We start from the raw sequence: 17,978 nt of genomic DNA on the forward strand, positions 1-17,978 counted from the left end.
ACTAATTGTCTGAGAGGTAAAATATTTTAATATTTCCATTCAAGTGTTGGAAACTGCCAGTCATAGCGTATCGCCAGCATACGTAAAGTAAAAATCGTACTCATTGTGGCGATATCTGTGACCCAATCTCTTACACCAAGATTATGCAGGGCAAAGTAGAGAATACCGCCAGTTAATGCTGCAGTGATATAAATCTCTTGCTGAAGCACGAGTGGAATCTCATTACAGATCATGTCACGAATGATGCCACCCACGATGATAGTAATCACACCCAGCAGCAAGGCGACAGGCACATTTGTTCCCATGCTGTCAGCGACCTTGATACCAATGAGTGTAAAAGCAGATAACCCGATGGTATCTGATAATCTAAGGAATTTATTGACACGTTTGGAATTGGGATGAAAAAATATTTGCATGACCAATGAAGAAATAGTGATGACCGTCAGATAACTCATGTCTACCATCCAAAATAATGGATGACGGTTTAAAATGACATCGCGGACAGTCCCACCACCGATAGCAGTCACAATGGAGACAAGTAGACAGCCAAATACATCGAATTTCTTATGCTTGGCCAATATTGTGCCTGAAATACTACAAGCCACAATGCCTATCATGTCAAAGAGATATATCAAAGAACCGGGGTCAAAAGTGGTGATTAGCGTTGCAGGATTCAATGCGATAGCCAGCATAAACAAGTCTCATTAAATTTAGAGGATAATCAATCGATACTGGATATGCTAAACCAAAACTAAGGTGCCAATACTACTATATTTGCATCAAATCACTCACATTAAAGATTTATACTAAGCACTAAGTACCTAGGCAACGAGGCGAATAGACGGTAAATGCCAATCGAACTTCAGTGCCAACATACGTATAGCAAAGATAACAAACAGCATAATAAATTCATTGATACCAGAGTCGATACCTAAACGTTGTAAAAGTAAATACGTCACAGAACCAGCAATACTGGCAGTAATGTAGATTTCACGCTGTAGCACGAGTGGAATCTCGTTACAGATGATATCACGTAGTAATCCACCAATAATGGCTGTCCAAACACCCATCATAATAGCAATGAGAGGAGCCATATCCTGCGTCAAAGCGATCTTAAAACCAATCACACTGAAGGCAGCCAGCCCAATCGCATCAAAAAGCTTAAGCGCGTTATCAATCTTATGATACAGATGAAAGAACATTTGTAAAATAAGAGAGGTCGCGGTAATTACAATCACATAATTGAGATCTGTCATCCAAAATAAGGGGTGACGGTCCAGCGCCATATCACGTAGCGTACCGCCGCCAATGGCATTGACCATTGATACCAATACACAGCCAGAAATGTCTAAGCCTTTATGCTGTGCCAGCAATGTCCCTGCGATGGCGCAAGCGATCACACCAACCATATCTAGTAAATATAATAAAATATCTGGAAAAATTAAAGCATTGCCCATGGTTGTAGTACCAAGTAGTGACCATAAAAATAGCTTAAGAACAGTTGCCTTAAGCCGAATTTAAACCAAAATTTTAAAAATGTTTTGTATTAGATGGCCATTAACCATCTTTGGCAAACAGGATTAGTCCAACGATAATCAATCCAATACCCAGTAAACCCATTGCTGGTGGTATAGAATTATTCAGCAACAACATCCCGCCAATCAAAGCAAATATGACTTCACTGGCTTGTGTCGCATCCACGCCAGCTACCTCACTAGACGTTTCTGCTTTTTCACGTGCATACAAGAAGATACTAGTAGCGCCAACGCCTGCTAACAAAGCGACAAGCAACGTATTGAATAACTGCGAAGTGTCTGGCATATCAGGACGAATGATAAGACCTAAGAGTAGCCAAAATGGCAGACTGCCTAATGTCATTAGCCATACTTTGTTAAAAGCATTCTGTAGTAAGTTGGTTTCGATAGCAGGTATGCGGGCAATAAGGGTTTGCAAAAATGAAGCAGAAGCGGGCGGGCTGGTATGATTGGCGTTTAAACTATCGTCTGCCGTATAATTCGTATCCATTGATAAGACAGGCGCTTCTGTAATCAAAGCGTTTGTGTCCTCATGCATGTCATTTTGTGAAGTATGACCGTCTTGGCTCGATAACAAGTCAGCACGCTGCTTACGATTGTTATAAGACACCTGCCAAACCAGCTGATTACCAATAGGGTAACTAAAGGCGGCAATCAGCGCCGGTAAGGCACCATAAAGAAGCATATCTTTCATAGATGCGGCATTCGCATCTAAAGCAGAAGCAGCATGCATGCCTTCACTAACATTGACCATGGCCACACCAAAGAATACCAATAGCGCATACGCAATAAACTTTTTATCAAAGCGCTGTCCAAATGCTACTAATACTAGCAAACTCGTTACGACAGTAAACATAAAGGTAGCGGCAACGACCCACCCTGCAACATGATCGGCTGCATAGCAAATACCTGTATAAAAGACCCCAAAGCCAATACTGCCCGTAATGCACCAAAATACCCAGTGCTGGCAAAAAATAGTCATGAGTTCTTTGATACGGTCAAAACCGTGCTGCATAGCAATGATGGCAGTGACAATCAGCAACATAAACACATAGCGCATACTGGCTGACCAAAACCAATGCCCACCAGCCGCGCTCATTAGCTCGTTTAAAATAAATGTCGAGCTAAAAAATGCGCCCGCTAATAAGCCCAATAAAATTAGTTTGACCATGCCGATACCTTCATCCTTGACGTACTATGTACTAAGATCGTTTATATAGATTATTTATTTGCCCTTGGCGTCTGCCCAAATGATTTTGTGTAGTTGCAACTGAAAGCGTACGGGCAGAGCGTCAACCAATATCCATTCTGCTAGTTCGCGTGCCAATACGGGTACATCAGGACCGATGTCCTCATCAACATCCTCTCCAACATTGAACATGGGCGAAAACCAAACCGTACCAACCCGTTCATTGAGTTTATGTTCAGCCAGTTTTGCTTTTGCCCACTCATAGTCTTCGCGGTTCATAATGACGAATTTAATTTGGTCATGCTGAGTCAAATAGTCGAGATTTGACCATAAGTTTTTATCAACTTCACCTGAGCTTGGCGTTTTGAGATCCATCACTTTACTGACAGCGGGTGGAACATTTTCTACTGTCAGAGCGCCGGCCGTTTCAAGCGATATCTCATAGTCTTCGCTCAGCAAACGCTTCATCAACTCAATCGCGTTTGGTTGAGCGAGAGGTTCACCGCCAGTCAAGCAGATGCGTTTACATGGATGGCTTTTTATCATCGATATAATCGTATCCAATGATTGACGTTCACCGCCAGTAAAGGCGTATTCGGTATCACAATAGACACAGCGTAATGGACAGCCAGTCAGGCGCACAAATATCGTTGGTAAGCCTGAGGTCAGCGCTTCACCTTGTAAGGAGTAAAATATTTCTGTCAAACGTAGACCCGCTTCAGGATCTGTGACAGGGATGGTGGCATTACGTAAGATTGACATAGAGAGGCACAGTATAGGAGTAAGAATTAAAAAATTAAGGATGAAAAAATGAGGTTAGAGTCATCACTTTTGTCGCTGGTATTATACGCTGATATTGAGCAGTAAACCGTTGTTTGCGAAGAGTAACATATTTTGAATAGAGAATTCACAAATGTCTTAATTGGTATTGTGATACATCAAACAGTTTGGATTAGCATGCCTTACTAAGAGAATGTTTCTCTCATATAAAACGGTATTTTTCACTGGGTTACTGACAGTATAAAGGTGCTTAGAAAGCTCTAAGCACCTTTGATAAAAATCATCATGAAATGAATCGGTTATTAAGATTAGTCTAAACGCAATAACTCATTTACAGCGGTTTTTGCACGCGTTTGTGCATCAACTTTTTTCACGATAATCGCAGCATATAAGCTGTGTGTGCCATCTTCTGATGGCAAGCTACCTGGTACGACAACAGAACCAGCTGGTACACGACCACGATGAATTTCGCCAGTTTCGCGATCATAAATACGCGTAGATTGACCGATATACACACCCATAGAGATGACAGCGCCTTCCTCTACGATCACGCCTTCAACGATTTCAGAGCGAGCACCGATAAAGCAGTTGTCTTCGATAATAGTCGGATTGGCTTGTAATGGCTCTAATACACCACCGATACCAACGCCACCTGATAAATGAACATTTTTACCGATTTGAGCACATGAACCCACAGTCGCCCAAGTATCTACCATAGCGCCTTGATCGACGTAAGCGCCAATATTGACATACGATGGCATAAGTACAGCACCAGCTGCAATATATGAGCCTTTGCGTGCAACGGCTGGTGGTACAACACGTACGCCAGCTTCTTTAAACTGAGCTTCGGTCCAATCTGCAAACTTAGTCGGTACTTTGTCATAAAACTGTACATGTTCGCCAGCGGCTTGAACATAGTTGTCATTGAGACGGAAAGACAATAAAACGGCCTTTTTCGCCCACTGGTTTACGACCCAGTTGCCATCCTTTTTTTCTGCAACGCGTAATGTACCGTTGTCGAGTTGCTCAAGTACTTGCTCGACCGCGGCGCGAACGTCTTGTGGCATGGTGCTTGGGCTGTATTCGTTGCGATTTTCAAAAGCTTGTTCGATGGTTTGTTGTAGTGACATATAGGTTCCTAATGTTGATGAAAGAGTAGTACAAGTGACTATTATTAAGTAACTATTATAATGAAATGAAGCTTGTGACTTGGACGAAAATTTGCTTGCCATATTGTCTCTAATTTAGCGACTTTTAGCAAACTCGTTGAGTGTAAACTTGCATATCTGCTCTAGCGATTAGGAATATTGCTCTCTAACCACTCCAAAATATCTTCATAGACACTCTGATTGTCTGTTTCATGCAATGGCTCATGACGCATGTTGGCATAGAGCTGAATATCTACGGTGCTAAAATTTTGCTTGTTTAAGCGCGTGACAATTTTACGAATGCCTTTACCCATATCACCGATTGGATCTTCTTCACCACTAATAAATAGCATTGGGAAATTTTTGGCAATCGTGGTAGACCAGCGTTTGTTTAAACCTGTCTCCATGAGTGAAAACAACGTCATAAAGCCATTATTAGTAAAGTCAAAACCGCTCATTGGATCGGCTTCATAAGCGGCAACATTGGCTGGGTTCTCGCTCAACCAAGCAAATGGCGAGGAAGACGTGTGATTATCGAGTCTGAAATTCAGCACCTTATTCATGACTGTCCCCAATACTTTATTTGGTTGTCTAGGAGCAACTCGTGCCAGTAATCGATTAATAGGTAGCAACACTTTGGTCAATGGGTTGGTATCAGCTGTTCCCATCAGAATGGCACCCGAAAAATTGTGTGCATGATGTTTGAGTACGTTGCGTACAATGAACGAGCCCATAGAATGACCCATCACAAAATGCGGTACGTTAGGGTGGCGAGACTTTAGGCTATCTGCCATAACAACGACGTCTTTTAACAACGACTGTACTGGGTGTTCTTCACCAAAAAAACCTAAGTCTTCTTCTGTTTTAACGGTCTGACCATGACCAAGCTGATCGTAAGTTGCTACAGCGATACCGTTATTTGCCAAAAACTGTGCAAAACCTGTATAGCGACCACTGTGTTCTGCCATGCCATGTACAATCAACAATGTGGCCTTTATCGCCATGTCTTGATTGCTTGGTTCAAAAAAACTGTGATGTAAGTAGTGGATGTTGTCAGAGGAAAGAATGTGATCGTTACTTGTATCAGGGTGGCTAATCATATCGAGCTCCTTAAATGATGTTACTGTTTTTTAATTTTAATCAAACGGTTTTGGATTTTATTCAATCACATAGAGAGTAATCTTAAAAAAGTGTGTCAAAAATATCGGCCTATTATACGTCGCATCTTCAATGATTGTACGTAACACTGATAATCATCTGACATTTTTTATTCTTTTTTATCACTTTAGCTGCTTTTAGCTGATGTATTCAAAATCTATGCTTATGTTACCAGATTGGTGGATGTTACCAGATTGGTAGACCACAAAACTTGATAGTGTCATTGTGTTGATAAGTTGACGGACTGATGCGCACGATTGAGCGTTATGTTTTGAGCATTGTGTTTATAGTCATTAAACTTACTGAAGAGCTTTTAAATAGGGGCCTACCTCTTTTTAAACAAGGATAAAGGTTTACAATGTTTCTTAATTTTGCTTAAATAGTTTAACAAATGAAACTTTGTTTCGCTTAGCAGAACGAATATTCATAGAGTGCTGTATAGAATATTTGGATAGATTTGTTAGGTGTCTTTGTTTTAGCGACATCAATAGCAATGATTGAGAGTAGCTGAGCATAGGGCACACGGTTTATTTATCAGAAGGATTACTATACTATTACAGCTCTGTAATGCGTTAATTGCAGTAGCAATGCAATTAGATTTATTAAACTGATTATTTTCAAGGATGAATTCAATGCTCAATTCTCTAAAATCCCCATTACTTTTATCAGCAATGCTAAGTGCCATTTTAGGTCTGACAGCGTGCTCATCTCCAAGCTCAGAGAACAGTGAAAGCGCAGCGGCAGATAGTAGTGCTACGGACGAAAATAAGCTTGATACTAAGTTTCTTACCATCGCGACAGGCGGTGCATCAGGCCCTTACAACATCATCGGTACTTCATTATCAGAAGTCTATGTAAAGACTTTTGGAGTCAACTCAAAAACGCAAACCACCGGTGCCTCAGTTGAAAACGTCAATCTATTGACTCAAGGTAAAGTTGATATGGTGCTGGCGCTCAGCGACGTGGTTACAGACGCGGTCGAAGGCAAAAACAACTTTGATAAGCCAATCACCAATATTCAACAGCTGGCTGTCTTGTATCCTAACGTGGTGCAAATTGTCACCACCAAAAAATCGGGTATCAAAAATATTGAAGACCTAAAAGGCAAGCGCATTGCAGTAGGAGATCAAGGCTCTGGGACAGAAGTCAATGCGCGAACGTTATTAGAAGGGTTCGGGATTACTTATGATGATGTGACGGTTGATTATCTTGGCTTCTCTGAAGCAGCCGATGGTATGAAAGCAGGTAAAATCGAAGCAGCGTTCTTTAGTAGTGGTCTTCCAAACTCATCGTTGATGGAATTAGAGCAGGGCTTAGACTTGCAATTGGTTACTATCGATCAAAACAAACTCAAAGAAATCATTCAGTCAAAACCTTACTTTAAAACCTTTGAGATTCCTGCTGGTACTTATGGCAATGACGCGGCCATTCCAACCGCCGCCATTATGAATGCCTTATTGGTTAGCTCTGATCTGTCAGAAGCAGATGGCTATAAGTTGACCAAAGCATTATTTGATAATTTGGATGGTCTAAAAACAGCGCACCAAGCCGCTAACGATATCAGTCTAGAAACGGCTAGTGAAGGTATGGTCGCTCCAATTCATCCTGGCGCTAAAAAGTACTATGACGAACAAGCAGCCAAATAAATTATTATGGTTAGTCAGTGGCGCAGCAGGCATTGCGGCACTGATATTTTTTACTCTATGGGTGGGCTTCGCTCAACAATCTGTTGTTGAAGTACGAGTCGCAGGACTAGGGGGTGATGACGACAAGGTTTGTTATTTTACCGACCCTGATTTTGAGCTGCGCTGGATACATTCTGTAGAAAAGCAATGGTGGGAAGAGCAATACCAACGCATGGACGATGAATTGCTACTGACCACCACTTATTTTGAGGCTTTCGGGGCAGGCACGCCCTCTACCGAAAAACTCGCTCCCGTACAAAAACCTGGCTATCTGGGTTATCAAATCGATGAAAAGCTGCCTAACCTCAATTGGGTAGTATCTAGACTGACCAAAGGTGAGATTAATTACGGTGGTCATCGTTTTTTGATTCATCAATGGGTGCCAGACTATTCTGAAGTGGTGATCATGCCTAAGACGTATGGTTTAATTGATAGATTTGAAAAGGACTTGTGTCATGAACTCCCAAGTGACGGATCACAATAATGATTTGCCCATACATTCCAACACCGACTCTAAGACTAATGTCGACGCTGAACTTGAGGTGCAAGCCCACAATAAAGCCATATTAGAAAAATACGATCGAGAGTCAATCACGCGTCATATCACTCAAGGACCAGTAAAGTATTTCATCGCTGGTATTTGTATACTCTATTCACTTTTTCATTTGTATATCACCTTTAACCCGATGCCCGCATTGTTACAGCGTTCTGTGCATGTAGGCGTCGGTTTTGCGCTTATCTTCTTAATTTTTCCAGCCAGTAAAAAAAGCAGCCGCAAGCGAGTGGCTTGGTATGACTGGATTTGGTTCGCTCTTTCCTTATCGGGGATGGCTTATTTGATCTATGAATATCAAGACATTGTCACCTCACGTGGGGGCATGGCGAATATGACAGATGTCATATTTTCTTTGATTACCGTCATCTGCGTATTAGAGGGAAGTCGCCGTATCACAGGTTGGATTTTACCGATACTGGCTGCTATATTTTTGGCGTATCCGTTTGTAAGTCATTTGAATTTTATGCCAGACAGACTGCTGACTCGTCCTTATGACATGGGCGATATTTTTGGTCAATTATTTCTAAAAACTGAAGGCTTATATTCTGTTGCAATTGGTGCATCGGTTACTTTTATCTTCTTATTCATTCTCTTTGGTGCTTTCTTAGCACGCTCAGGGATGGGACAGCTTTTCAATGATCTAGCATTGGCTATTGCTGGCCATAAAAAAGGTGGCCCTGCAAAAGTAGCAGTTATTTCCAGTGGTTTTATGGGAAGTATTAATGGGTCGGCGCTGTCGAACGTGGTGAGTACAGGCGCTTTTACCATCCCTTTGATGAAAAAAGTTGGTTATCACAAAGATTTTGCTGGCGCGGTTGAGGCGAGTGCGTCTGTCGGCGGGCAGATATTGCCACCAATTATGGGTGCCAGTGCATTCATTATGGCAGAGACTACAGGCCTGCCTTATAGTACGATCGCCTTGGCAGCATTATTGCCTGCGATATTGTATTATTTGGGCGTAATTGCACAGGTGCATTTTCGGGCGGGGCGTCGTGATTTAAAAGGCATTGCAAAAGAGAGCTTGCCAGCAGTAAAAGAGGTGTTAAAAGCACGCGGTCATATGTTATTGCCAATCGTGTTCTTGATTTTCTTATTAATCAGAAATGTGCCAGTGGGTTATGCGGCCGCTTATACCATTGGGTTTACTATCTTAGTGAGTATGCTACGTGCTGAGACTCGTATGAGCTTTGCAGACATTTTGGGCGCACTAGAAGATGGTGCGCGCCAGTCGCTCGCGGTAATGGCTGCTTGTGCGGTCGTTGGTATTATCATTGGGGTGGTGAGTCTGACCAGCTTTGGTACAGTGATGACATCTTCTATCGTCACGCTTGGTGCAGGATCGCTGTTCTTCACACTTATTTTAACGATGCTAGCATCTATGGTCTTGGGGATGGGGCTACCGTCTATTCCTGCCTATATTATCACCGCGACAATGGCTGCTCCAGCCTTGGCTGGTTTTGATATTCCGATCTTATCAGCGCACATGTTTGTATTTTACTTCGGTATCTTTGCTAATATTACACCGCCTGTGTGTTTGGCAGCTTTTGCTGGTGCTGGCATCTCGGGTGGTGATCCGATGAAAACCGGGTTCTTGTCGCTCAAGCTGGCGCTGGCAGGGTTTATTGTGCCCTTCATGTTTATCTATAACCCAACGATGTTGATGATAGATCCGACAGGTCTAGCGGTAACGGCCAAGGATTTCCCGCTACCACCGATTGTAGATATCATTACGGTTGTTGTGACGTCGGTCATGGGTGTCATCGCTTTAAGCTCAGCATTGGAAGGCTATTTTAAAGGAGACATGAATCCGGTGACTCGTGTTATCTTAGCCATTGGTGCTCTATTACTGATTTATCCTGAAATTACCACAGGTATTGCAGGTGGCGTGATCGTTCTTGGTATTGCTGCATGGAATATGAAGACAAGTAAAGCACCGACACCAACGGTAAGTGTGTAGTAGCTAATATTCATAGATTTTTAAACCAAAAAAAGGGTGAATAGCAGATATCTGCTATTCACCCTTTTTTCGTTTGTCTATAGTTTGGTATAAATCACTAAAGCATGATTAACAGCCAAGTTTGCCTTCAGCTTCTAACGCTTTTTTGCTGCGAATAGGGGCTGGGCAATCTTCACCATAGTACTGACGATCAGCGAAATAACTTGAGCGTACCATCGGGCCTGCCCAAATGCTAAAGAAGCCAATCTTTTTGCCGTAGTCCATATAACGCTGAAATTCATCTGGATGAACGTAACGATCGACTGGTGCATGGTTTTTGCTTGGTTGTAAGTATTGACCAATCGTAATCATATCAACATCATGCGCTTTTAAATCGTCAAGCAACGCATAAATTTCTTCTTCAGTCTCACCAAGACCCACCATAAAGCCGCATTTGGTTGCGATATCAGGACGACGCTCTTTATAAATCTTGAGCAAGTCAAGCGAATGCTGATAGTCAGAACCTGGACGGAAGGCTTTGTATAGACGTGGTACCGTTTCGATATTGTGGTTAAACACATCTGGTGCGGTCTCTGTCAATAAGTCTAGAGCGATATCCATGCGGCCACGGAAATCTGGCACTAGGATTTCAATCAAACAGTTGGGGCTAAGCGCTCTTGATTCGTTTAATACTTCTACAAAATGTCCTGCACCACCATCTTTTAGATCGTCACGATCGACAGAGGTAATGACGGCATATTTAAGCTGTAGACCTTGAATGGTTTCGGCAGTATGACGTGGCTCATCCTTATCTAGCTCATTAGGGCGACCATGACCGACATCACAGAATGGACAGCGACGCGTACAGATATCACCCATGATCATAAAGGTTGCCGTACCGTCGGCAAAACACTGCGGCAGGTTAGGGCAGGCCGCTTCTTCACAAACGGTATAAAGCTTCTGCTCACGAAGAGTGGCTTTGATGCGCGCCACTTCAGCAGGCGACGACATTTTTACTCGAATCCAGTCAGGCTTCTTCTTTGCCTCAACCGTTGGGATTACTTTAATTGGGATACGCGCAACTTTATCATAGCCACGCAATTTTTCGCCTTGGATCGCCTTTTTGGGTTTGGCCTTGGCGGCAGGGACATGGGTTTGTACGGCAGTTGTCATAATAAGTTTATCTCTTAACCCTTTATAGAATAAGGGTTTATGGAATTATTAGCATGGTTTCTGAGTTGGGCCATTATAACAGAAATTTAAAGACTGATTTTTAATCAATGCGATTAAGATTATTCTATATTTCAAACTACTGTGTTTTCGAAACAACTATATTTTCAAAACTACTGGTCATTAAAGTTATTGGCTATAAGAACCATTATGCGACTAAGAGTACTAGAGCGCTATTGTTAAGCATAGTTTTAAATATCAATATCGATATTCAACTCATTCAGTGCTTCTATGGCAGCGCGAAAGGCTTCTTGAGTAGTAGGTGCACCGCAGTATGGCAAGCTATGCATTAGGATTTCTCGAATCTCAGCGACACTTGCACCATTATTAATCGCGCCTTTGATGTGTCCTTTTAATTCATTTGGACTTTTTTGCGCAATCAAAAAGGCAATCGTGATTAATGAGCGATATTTGCGCGGTAATACCGAATCATCTTGCCACGTACTACCCCAAGCATGTTCAATGATCCAATCTTGTAAAGGCTGAGTAAAACCAGTAGCAGTCTCTAATGACCGCTTTACATGATCTTCACCCATCACCTCGGTACGAACCTTTAAACCATTTTTGTAATGAGCAGTAATGCTTATACTCGTATCTTGATCGGTTTCCCTATTATCGTTCATATGGCATCCTTGCGGCTAATAAAATTGTTATGGCCGCGCTATTTTACCAAAATCATATTTTTATCAAAGCATTATGTTATAAAAAACGATACCTATCATATGGTATTCACTTTGGTATAAATCAAGCAATCGGTTATAAAAACTATCTGTCCAAAATTGAACCTCAAATATCAATTTTAGAAAGGCAGTCAATCATATTTTTGATACTACTATTTTTCTACTAAATGTCCAATATGGCCCCATTATGCGCCTTTTCAAAGCTCAGCCATTAACATTTAGAGCATTTTAAGCTATGATTGCACGACTTATTATTCCATATGGTGCATGGTCGCAGGCTGTCATGTTGACTACCCACGTCATGTACTAAATCCCCAACTGACGAGGACGATTATTGTGTTAGAAGCTTATCGTAAACATGTCGAAGAACGTGCTGAGCTAGGAACCGTACCACTACCATTGAATGAAAAACAAGTAGCAGAGTTGGTCGAACTATTAAAAAATCCTCCAGCAGGCGAAGATGCTTTTTTATTGAACTTATTAGAAAACCGTATTCCTGCTGGTGTTGACCAAGCAGCTTACGTTAAAGCAGCATTTTTAGCCGCTATCCTAAAAGGTGAAACATCTTCACCATTGATCAGCAAGCAAAAAGCAGTCCAAATCTTAGGTACAATGCAAGGTGGCTATAACGTGCAGCCATTGGTTGCGGCATTAGATGATAGCGAAGTCGCACAAGATGCTGCTGAAGCATTGAAAAAGACATTGCTCGTCTTTGATGCATTCAATGATGTCACTGAAAAAGCAGAAGCGGGCAACGATATTGCAAAAAGCGTTGTTCAGTCTTGGGCCGATGCTGAATGGTTCTTGAACCGTGACGCAGTACCAGAAAAAACCACATACACCACGTTCAAAGTGACTGGCGAAACCAATACGGATGACTTGTCACCTGCGCAAGACGCATGGAGCCGTCCTGACATTCCACTGCATTCATTAGCCATGCACAAAAACTCACGCGATGGCATCGATGCGGATCAAGAGGGCGTTGTTGGCCCAATGAAGCAGATCGAAGCGCTTAAAGAAAAAGGCCATCCGCTAGCCTACGTGGGTGATGTTGTTGGTACTGGTTCTAGCCGTAAGTCTGCTACCAACTCAGTACTGTGGCTCATGGGTGAAGACATTCCTAACGTGCCAAACAAACGCGGTGGCGGTCTTGTACTTGGTAACAATATCGCTCCTATCTTCTTTAATACCATGGAAGATTCAGGCGCATTGCCAATCGAAAAAGTCGCGGTTGATAACCTAAACATGGGTGATGTGTTTGATATCTATCCATACGAAGGCAAAATCACGAAGCATGACTCTGACGAAGTACTTTCTACTTTCAACTTGAGTTCGCCAACATTGCTTGACGAAGTACGTGCTGGTGGCCGTATTCCATTGATCGTTGGTCGTGGTTTGACTAACCGTGCTCGTGAATATATGGGTCTTGGTCATTCAGACGTATTTGCTAAGCCAGAAGAACCAGCTGATACTGGTAAAGGCTTCACCCTTGCACAAAAAATGGTTGGTAAAGCTTGTGGTCTAAAAGGCGTACGTCCTGGTATGTACTGTGAACCAAAAATGACCACCGTCGGTTCTCAAGATACAACAGGCCCAATGACGCGTGATGAGCTAAAAGATTTGGCATGTTTGGGCTTCCAAGCGGATCTCGTGATGCAGTCATTCTGTCACACAGCCGCTTATCCAAAGCCAGTTGACGTTGAGACTCAGCATACACTACCTGACTTTATCATGAACCGTGGCGGTGTCAGCTTGCGCCCAGGTGACGGTATCATCCACTCATGGTTGAACCGTATGCTACTTCCAGATACCGTTGGTACTGGTGGTGACTCGCACACTCGTTTCCCAATGGGTATTTCGTTCCCAGCCGGTTCTGGCTTGGTAGCATTTGCTGCAGCAACTGGTGTGATGCCACTTGATATGCCTGAATCTGTCCGTGTTCGTTTCGTGGGTGAGCGTCAGCCTGGTATCACGCTACGTGACCTAGTACATGCGATTCCTTATCAAGCGATCAAAGAAGGTTACTTAACCGTTGACAAGAAAGGTAAAATCAACGAGTTCAACGGCCGCATCCTTGAGATTGAAGGCCTAGAGGATTTGACCGCTGAGCAGGCGTTTGAGCTATCTGATGCCTCAGCTGAGCGTAGTGCTGCTGGTTGTACCATCACTTTGTCTGAAGCGTCAGTGACTGAGTACCTAAACTCAAACATCACGCTACTTAAGTGGATGATCTCTGAAGGCTATGGCGATGCGCGTACCATCAGTCGCCGTGTTGAGCAAATGCAAGAGTGGTTGGCTAATCCAAGCCTCATGCGTGCTGATGACGACGCGGAATACGCCATTGACATCACCATCGATATGTCTGACATCAAAGAACCAATCCTTTGCTGCCCGAATGATCCAGATGATGCCAAAACCTTGGCTGACGTGGCTGGTGATACCATTGACGAAGTATTCATTGGCTCATGTATGACCAATATCGGTCACTTCCGTGCCGCTGGTAAACTGCTACAAGACGTACCAGCAGGAAGCCTAAAAACTCGTCTATGGATTGCACCGCCGACCAAGATGGATGCACGCCAGTTGATGGAAGAAGGGTACTACAACATCTATGCTCAAGCTGGCGCTCGTACTGAGATGCCTGGTTGTTCACTATGTATGGGTAACCAAGCACGTATCGCACCGAAGTCTACTGCAGTATCGACGTCTACGCGTAACTTCCCTAACCGTTTGGGTCAAGGCGCTAACGTATATCTGGCTTCTGCAGAGCTTGCAGCAGTTGCCGCCGTACTTGGTAAATTACCAACGAATGAAGAATATCAGCAGTATGCTGGCATGCTAAACAGCATGGGCGATGAAGTCTATCAATACATGAACTTCGATCGTATGGAAGACTATACGGAAGAAGCTGATAAGATTAACGTTGCTCAGTTGACCTAATCTTTAAGATTAAGTAAAACGTTTTAAATTCTACCTTTCTTATTTAAATAAAAACCCCGTATCGTAATGATGCGGGGTTTTTGCATTGTAAATACATAGGCTGATTTTTTATGCCATCTTATGTATAATATAAGTGCAGGCGGAAACCGTGGCTCTGCACGTTATTTATCTTTTCTAACTCGGGACGGACCGATACTTTGATATGCACTTCTTTGTTTAAGTACAGGTGCTTTGGAGTCTTGGTTGATTACTTTATCCCCACTCAAACGTCGCTTCATTTATGTGACATCTTTCGAAATCATCGCGATTATTTTATCTACTCTTATATTGATGAAGCTTAGTCATAGCGATGCAGCAGAATCCTTGCCTATCGCAGTAATGATGTCGATGGCAGCCGTTATTTGGAACTTTATATACAATACCGTTTTTGAAGCGTGGGAACGTCGCAGGCAAATTGTACGTCGTACGTTATGGATACGTAGTGCCCATGCTTTTGGTTTTGAAGGCGGTCTAGTATTGATCTGCTTACCACTCTATATGATTTGGTACGATGTTGGTCTAGTAAAAGCCTTTATGATGGAGGTAGCGCTGTTGCTATTCTTCTTAGTCTATACTTTTACGTTTACTTTAATTTTTGACAAGATATTCTCATTACCTTATCAACATGAGTCAGCTTCCGTATCATAACGACTATACTGTTAAGCAGTGACAATGACATTGCGTACAAGAAAGGCTGCTAATGAGCAGCCTTTTTAACGATATCACAAAATCGTCGATCAGTTATTTACCTTGATAAACGGGTTTGCGCTTCTCCATGAAAGCAGTAATCCCTTCTTTGAAGTCCTCTGTCACGGCCATCATGTTTTGTTGTTCAACTTCCATATCTAGGGCTTCATTCAACCCGCCAAATGCATGTACATTGATCATATGTTTCATAGATGCCAATGCTTTGCCAGGTAGATTGCTCAAGCGCGTGGCTAGTGCTTGAACGCTTGCATCTATCTCATCAGCGCTGACGACAGTATTTACTACATTTAATCGTGCCATATCATCGGCTTTGAGCTTATCACCAAGCATAACCAGTTCAGTCGTCTTGGCCGCTCCAATCAATTGATTCAATAAGTAGATACCGCCTGCATCTGGAATGAGGCCAATATTGACAAACGCTTGAACAAACTTCGCATTTTCGCTGGCGATACGAAAATCACAAGTCAGTGCTAAGTTCATACCAGCACCTGCCACTGCGCCTTCTAGTTTTGCGATAATTGGTTTGTGGATATTGCGCAGCTTCAGGCTAATCTCTGCCACTTCTCTCAGCATAAAATCAAGCTTAGCAACTAGAGCTTCAGATTCCATACCATTTTCAAGCATCTCACCAATGTGACCACCACTAGAGAAGTTATTGTTTGCGCCTTGTAGTACGATGACGCGTATCTCTGCGTCCTCATCAGCCCTATTGAGTGCTTCCATCATCGCGTTTTTTAATGGGGTGCTAAACGCATTTAGGGTTTTAGGGTCGTTCATGGTGATCGTCGCGATATGATTTTCGCTTTGATACTCAACGAGAGAATGTGGCATCTGATATTTCCTTATTTTTAATGACTGTTTACAATAATTATTTGAAGTTGATATACAAAAATTGACGACAACAAGACGCTCAATACTCATTACTATAGCAGCTCGCTATGATTATAAAAGTCGGTTTTGTGGGCGCTTAAGACACATTCAAGTCTCAGTCAAGCGCTATAAATGAGCGCAGGTATTTTGTACGAAAGGCTCAGTACGCATTGTTATTAAAAATATTAGTCATACGATGATGTTGAAAGGATCGAGCAAATCGATTGGATGGTAAAGCACTTTTATAGAAGATATTTAAGAGGATGAGTATTTGATATTTTATCAATAAAAAAGACCAGTATCATCAGGTGATAGTGGTCTTTTTATGTCATTAGATGGGTCAATATTTGATGTTTAGAGGCCTGAGATGTAGTCGATACTACCATCATCCACTTTGCCAAACACTTCAGCGCGATTCACGATCTCAGTGGCCCAAGCGCGATGAGTGGCAGGTTCGAGCATAGTGTTATTGTATTTAAACACTGCCTTAGCTTCGCTATGAAGTATCGCTTGCGCCTCATCTAAAACGCTTGACGGTACGCGATAGGCTTGTTGTACCAAAGCAATTTGGCTTGGATGAATAACGGTCTTACCGACCAATCCCAAACTGACATCATGAGTCAGCTCTTGCATAAACAACGTTGGCTGATCTAAATACTCAAACACGGGCGCTGTCAAATAAAAACCATGAGGCACAAAGCAGCCAAGTAACTGATAGGCAAGGGTGCCAATAGGAGTATCATAAACGATGCTATTTTTTGGTCGTCGTAAGCGCAGCGTGGCAAATAAATCATTGCCACCGATGCGCAGTGCAAAAACTGGTTGGTTGAATGCTTCTTTGAACGCAATGGCCAGTTCTTGGTTATGATGCGGATTAAAAAGTGCGGCGGTTTCAAGGGTTGGCATGAGCAATTGATCGGCGCTCAGATTCTGACAAGCCATGCGCCAATTGGATAAACTGCACATATCGACTTTTGGCATGACAAAGCCGTCAATCAAGTCAATATTGGCGTAGTCAGCCAGCTGTTGTAGCATTGCCGGATTACGCGGACGAATAAATACCAGTGGGCGAGTCGGATGTTGTGCTTGTTGCTTTGTTCGGAGATCATTCTGTTTTGATGGATTGTTAATACTGTCTATATGCGTGGCCCATGTCTGGAGCAATACTTGCAAGCGTTCGAGTGCCAATTCGACATCGTTATGACTGACCGCATCTTCTAAGCAAATAATAATGCTATTGATCGTTGGCAGTTTTTCACGCGTGATGACCTGCCAGATATCTTGACGCGTTGCAGGCATATAAAGACTGGCACCAAGCTGATAAGGATGATGGGTATGCGGTCTAACCATTGCATGACGCTCAGTCACCAAATGCGCATAAGACTGGGTATAGCTATAAGTGTGTGACTCATTGTTTAACGTATTTGGCATAATCGGCATCGTAAGTAGTAAATGGTTATAGAGATAGTATATAAGCTGACGGTCTAGCTCTGACTATCGGTTGTTTCATACACAGTTGTATAG

General features: G+C 42.7%; 15 protein-coding genes. 5 read left to right on the forward strand and 10 right to left on the reverse strand.

Annotated elements, in window-relative coordinates; all coding sequences use genetic code 11:
* Nucleotides 1-26: 26 nt before the first annotated feature.
* The 6 genes from FW759_RS05155 to FW759_RS05180 all read right to left on the reverse strand — a co-directional run bounded on the left by FW759_RS05155 (nt 27) and on the right by FW759_RS05180 (nt 5,752).
* Complete coding sequence (locus FW759_RS05155) at nt 27-692, reverse strand: trimeric intracellular cation channel family protein (protein WP_062845020.1); 666 nt, start codon at nt 690-692, stop codon at nt 27-29.
* A 129-nt stretch (nt 693-821) separates the two neighbouring features.
* Entirely contained in the window at nt 822-1,457 is a 636-nt protein-coding gene (locus tag FW759_RS05160; protein ID WP_062845019.1) for a trimeric intracellular cation channel family protein, read from the reverse strand.
* Between the two features lie 100 nt (nt 1,458-1,557).
* The gene (locus FW759_RS05165) at nt 1,558-2,706 is read right to left on the reverse strand and encodes a multidrug resistance efflux transporter family protein (RefSeq protein ID WP_446442377.1); all 1,149 of its coding nucleotides are present in this window, start codon (nt 2,704-2,706) and stop codon (nt 1,558-1,560) included.
* 54 nt (nt 2,707-2,760) lie between these two features.
* Entirely contained in the window at nt 2,761-3,486 is a 726-nt protein-coding gene (gene queE / locus FW759_RS05170) for a 7-carboxy-7-deazaguanine synthase QueE (RefSeq protein ID WP_062845017.1), read from the reverse strand.
* Nucleotides 3,487-3,812: 326 nt separating this feature from the next.
* On the reverse strand, nt 3,813-4,634 hold the full coding sequence (dapD, locus tag FW759_RS05175) for a 2,3,4,5-tetrahydropyridine-2,6-dicarboxylate N-succinyltransferase (RefSeq protein WP_446442378.1): 822 nt from the start codon (nt 4,632-4,634) through the stop codon (nt 3,813-3,815).
* Nucleotides 4,635-4,795: 161 nt separating this feature from the next.
* Nucleotides 4,796-5,752 carry an alpha/beta fold hydrolase gene (locus FW759_RS05180; protein WP_095570230.1) on the reverse strand — a complete coding sequence of 319 codons (957 nt, stop codon included), beginning with the start codon at nt 5,750-5,752 and terminating at the stop codon, nt 4,796-4,798.
* Nucleotides 5,753-6,442: 690 nt separating this feature from the next.
* Here FW759_RS05180 and FW759_RS05185 point away from each other — a divergent pair.
* From FW759_RS05185 to FW759_RS05195, 3 genes are read left to right on the forward strand one after another with little or no spacing between them, the layout of a single operon-like run.
* Nucleotides 6,443-7,456: a TAXI family TRAP transporter solute-binding subunit gene (locus FW759_RS05185; RefSeq protein WP_062845014.1), complete on the forward strand. Its 1,014-nt coding sequence runs from the start codon at nt 6,443-6,445 to the stop codon at nt 7,454-7,456.
* Nucleotides 7,434-7,979: a DUF1850 domain-containing protein gene (locus tag FW759_RS05190; RefSeq protein ID WP_095570232.1), complete on the forward strand. Its 546-nt coding sequence runs from the start codon at nt 7,434-7,436 to the stop codon at nt 7,977-7,979. The genes FW759_RS05185 and FW759_RS05190 overlap by 23 nt, the downstream gene beginning before the upstream one ends.
* On the forward strand, nt 7,951-10,008 hold the full coding sequence (locus tag FW759_RS05195; protein WP_218830330.1) for a TRAP transporter permease: 2,058 nt from the start codon (nt 7,951-7,953) through the stop codon (nt 10,006-10,008). The genes FW759_RS05190 and FW759_RS05195 overlap by 29 nt, the downstream gene beginning before the upstream one ends.
* Nucleotides 10,009-10,116: 108 nt before the next feature.
* On the opposite strand, the gene lipA is transcribed toward FW759_RS05195, so the two are convergent.
* Nucleotides 10,117-11,160 (reverse strand): lipoyl synthase, encoded by a 1,044-nt coding sequence (gene lipA, locus FW759_RS05200; protein ID WP_057760861.1) that lies wholly within the window; start codon nt 11,158-11,160, stop codon nt 10,117-10,119.
* 248 nt (nt 11,161-11,408) lie between these two features.
* Nucleotides 11,409-11,840, reverse strand: coding sequence for a carboxymuconolactone decarboxylase family protein (locus FW759_RS05205; protein WP_095570233.1), 432 nt, complete (start codon nt 11,838-11,840; stop codon nt 11,409-11,411).
* A gap of 393 nt (nt 11,841-12,233) precedes the next feature.
* Here FW759_RS05205 and acnB point away from each other — a divergent pair, with 393 nt between their 5' ends.
* Together acnB and FW759_RS05215 are read left to right on the forward strand one after the other, a co-directional pair.
* Nucleotides 12,234-14,837, forward strand: coding sequence for a bifunctional aconitate hydratase 2/2-methylisocitrate dehydratase (gene acnB / locus FW759_RS05210; protein WP_446442379.1), 2,604 nt, complete (start codon nt 12,234-12,236; stop codon nt 14,835-14,837).
* A 243-nt stretch (nt 14,838-15,080) separates the two neighbouring features.
* Nucleotides 15,081-15,524 carry a PACE efflux transporter gene (locus tag FW759_RS05215; RefSeq protein ID WP_446442380.1) on the forward strand — a complete coding sequence of 148 codons (444 nt, stop codon included), beginning with the start codon at nt 15,081-15,083 and terminating at the stop codon, nt 15,522-15,524.
* A 93-nt stretch (nt 15,525-15,617) separates the two neighbouring features.
* Here the strand turns inward: FW759_RS05215 and FW759_RS05220 are convergent, their stop codons facing one another.
* Nucleotides 15,618-16,415, reverse strand: a complete 798-nt coding sequence (locus tag FW759_RS05220; RefSeq protein WP_095570235.1) for an enoyl-CoA hydratase/isomerase family protein — start codon at nt 16,413-16,415, stop codon at nt 15,618-15,620.
* Between the two features lie 393 nt (nt 16,416-16,808).
* The gene (locus FW759_RS05225; protein WP_095570236.1) at nt 16,809-17,885 is read right to left on the reverse strand and encodes an HpcH/HpaI aldolase/citrate lyase family protein; all 1,077 of its coding nucleotides are present in this window, start codon (nt 17,883-17,885) and stop codon (nt 16,809-16,811) included.
* Nucleotides 17,886-17,978 lie beyond the last annotated feature (93 nt).

The sequence above is a fragment of the Psychrobacter sp. 1176_08 genome (assembly GCF_052850615.1).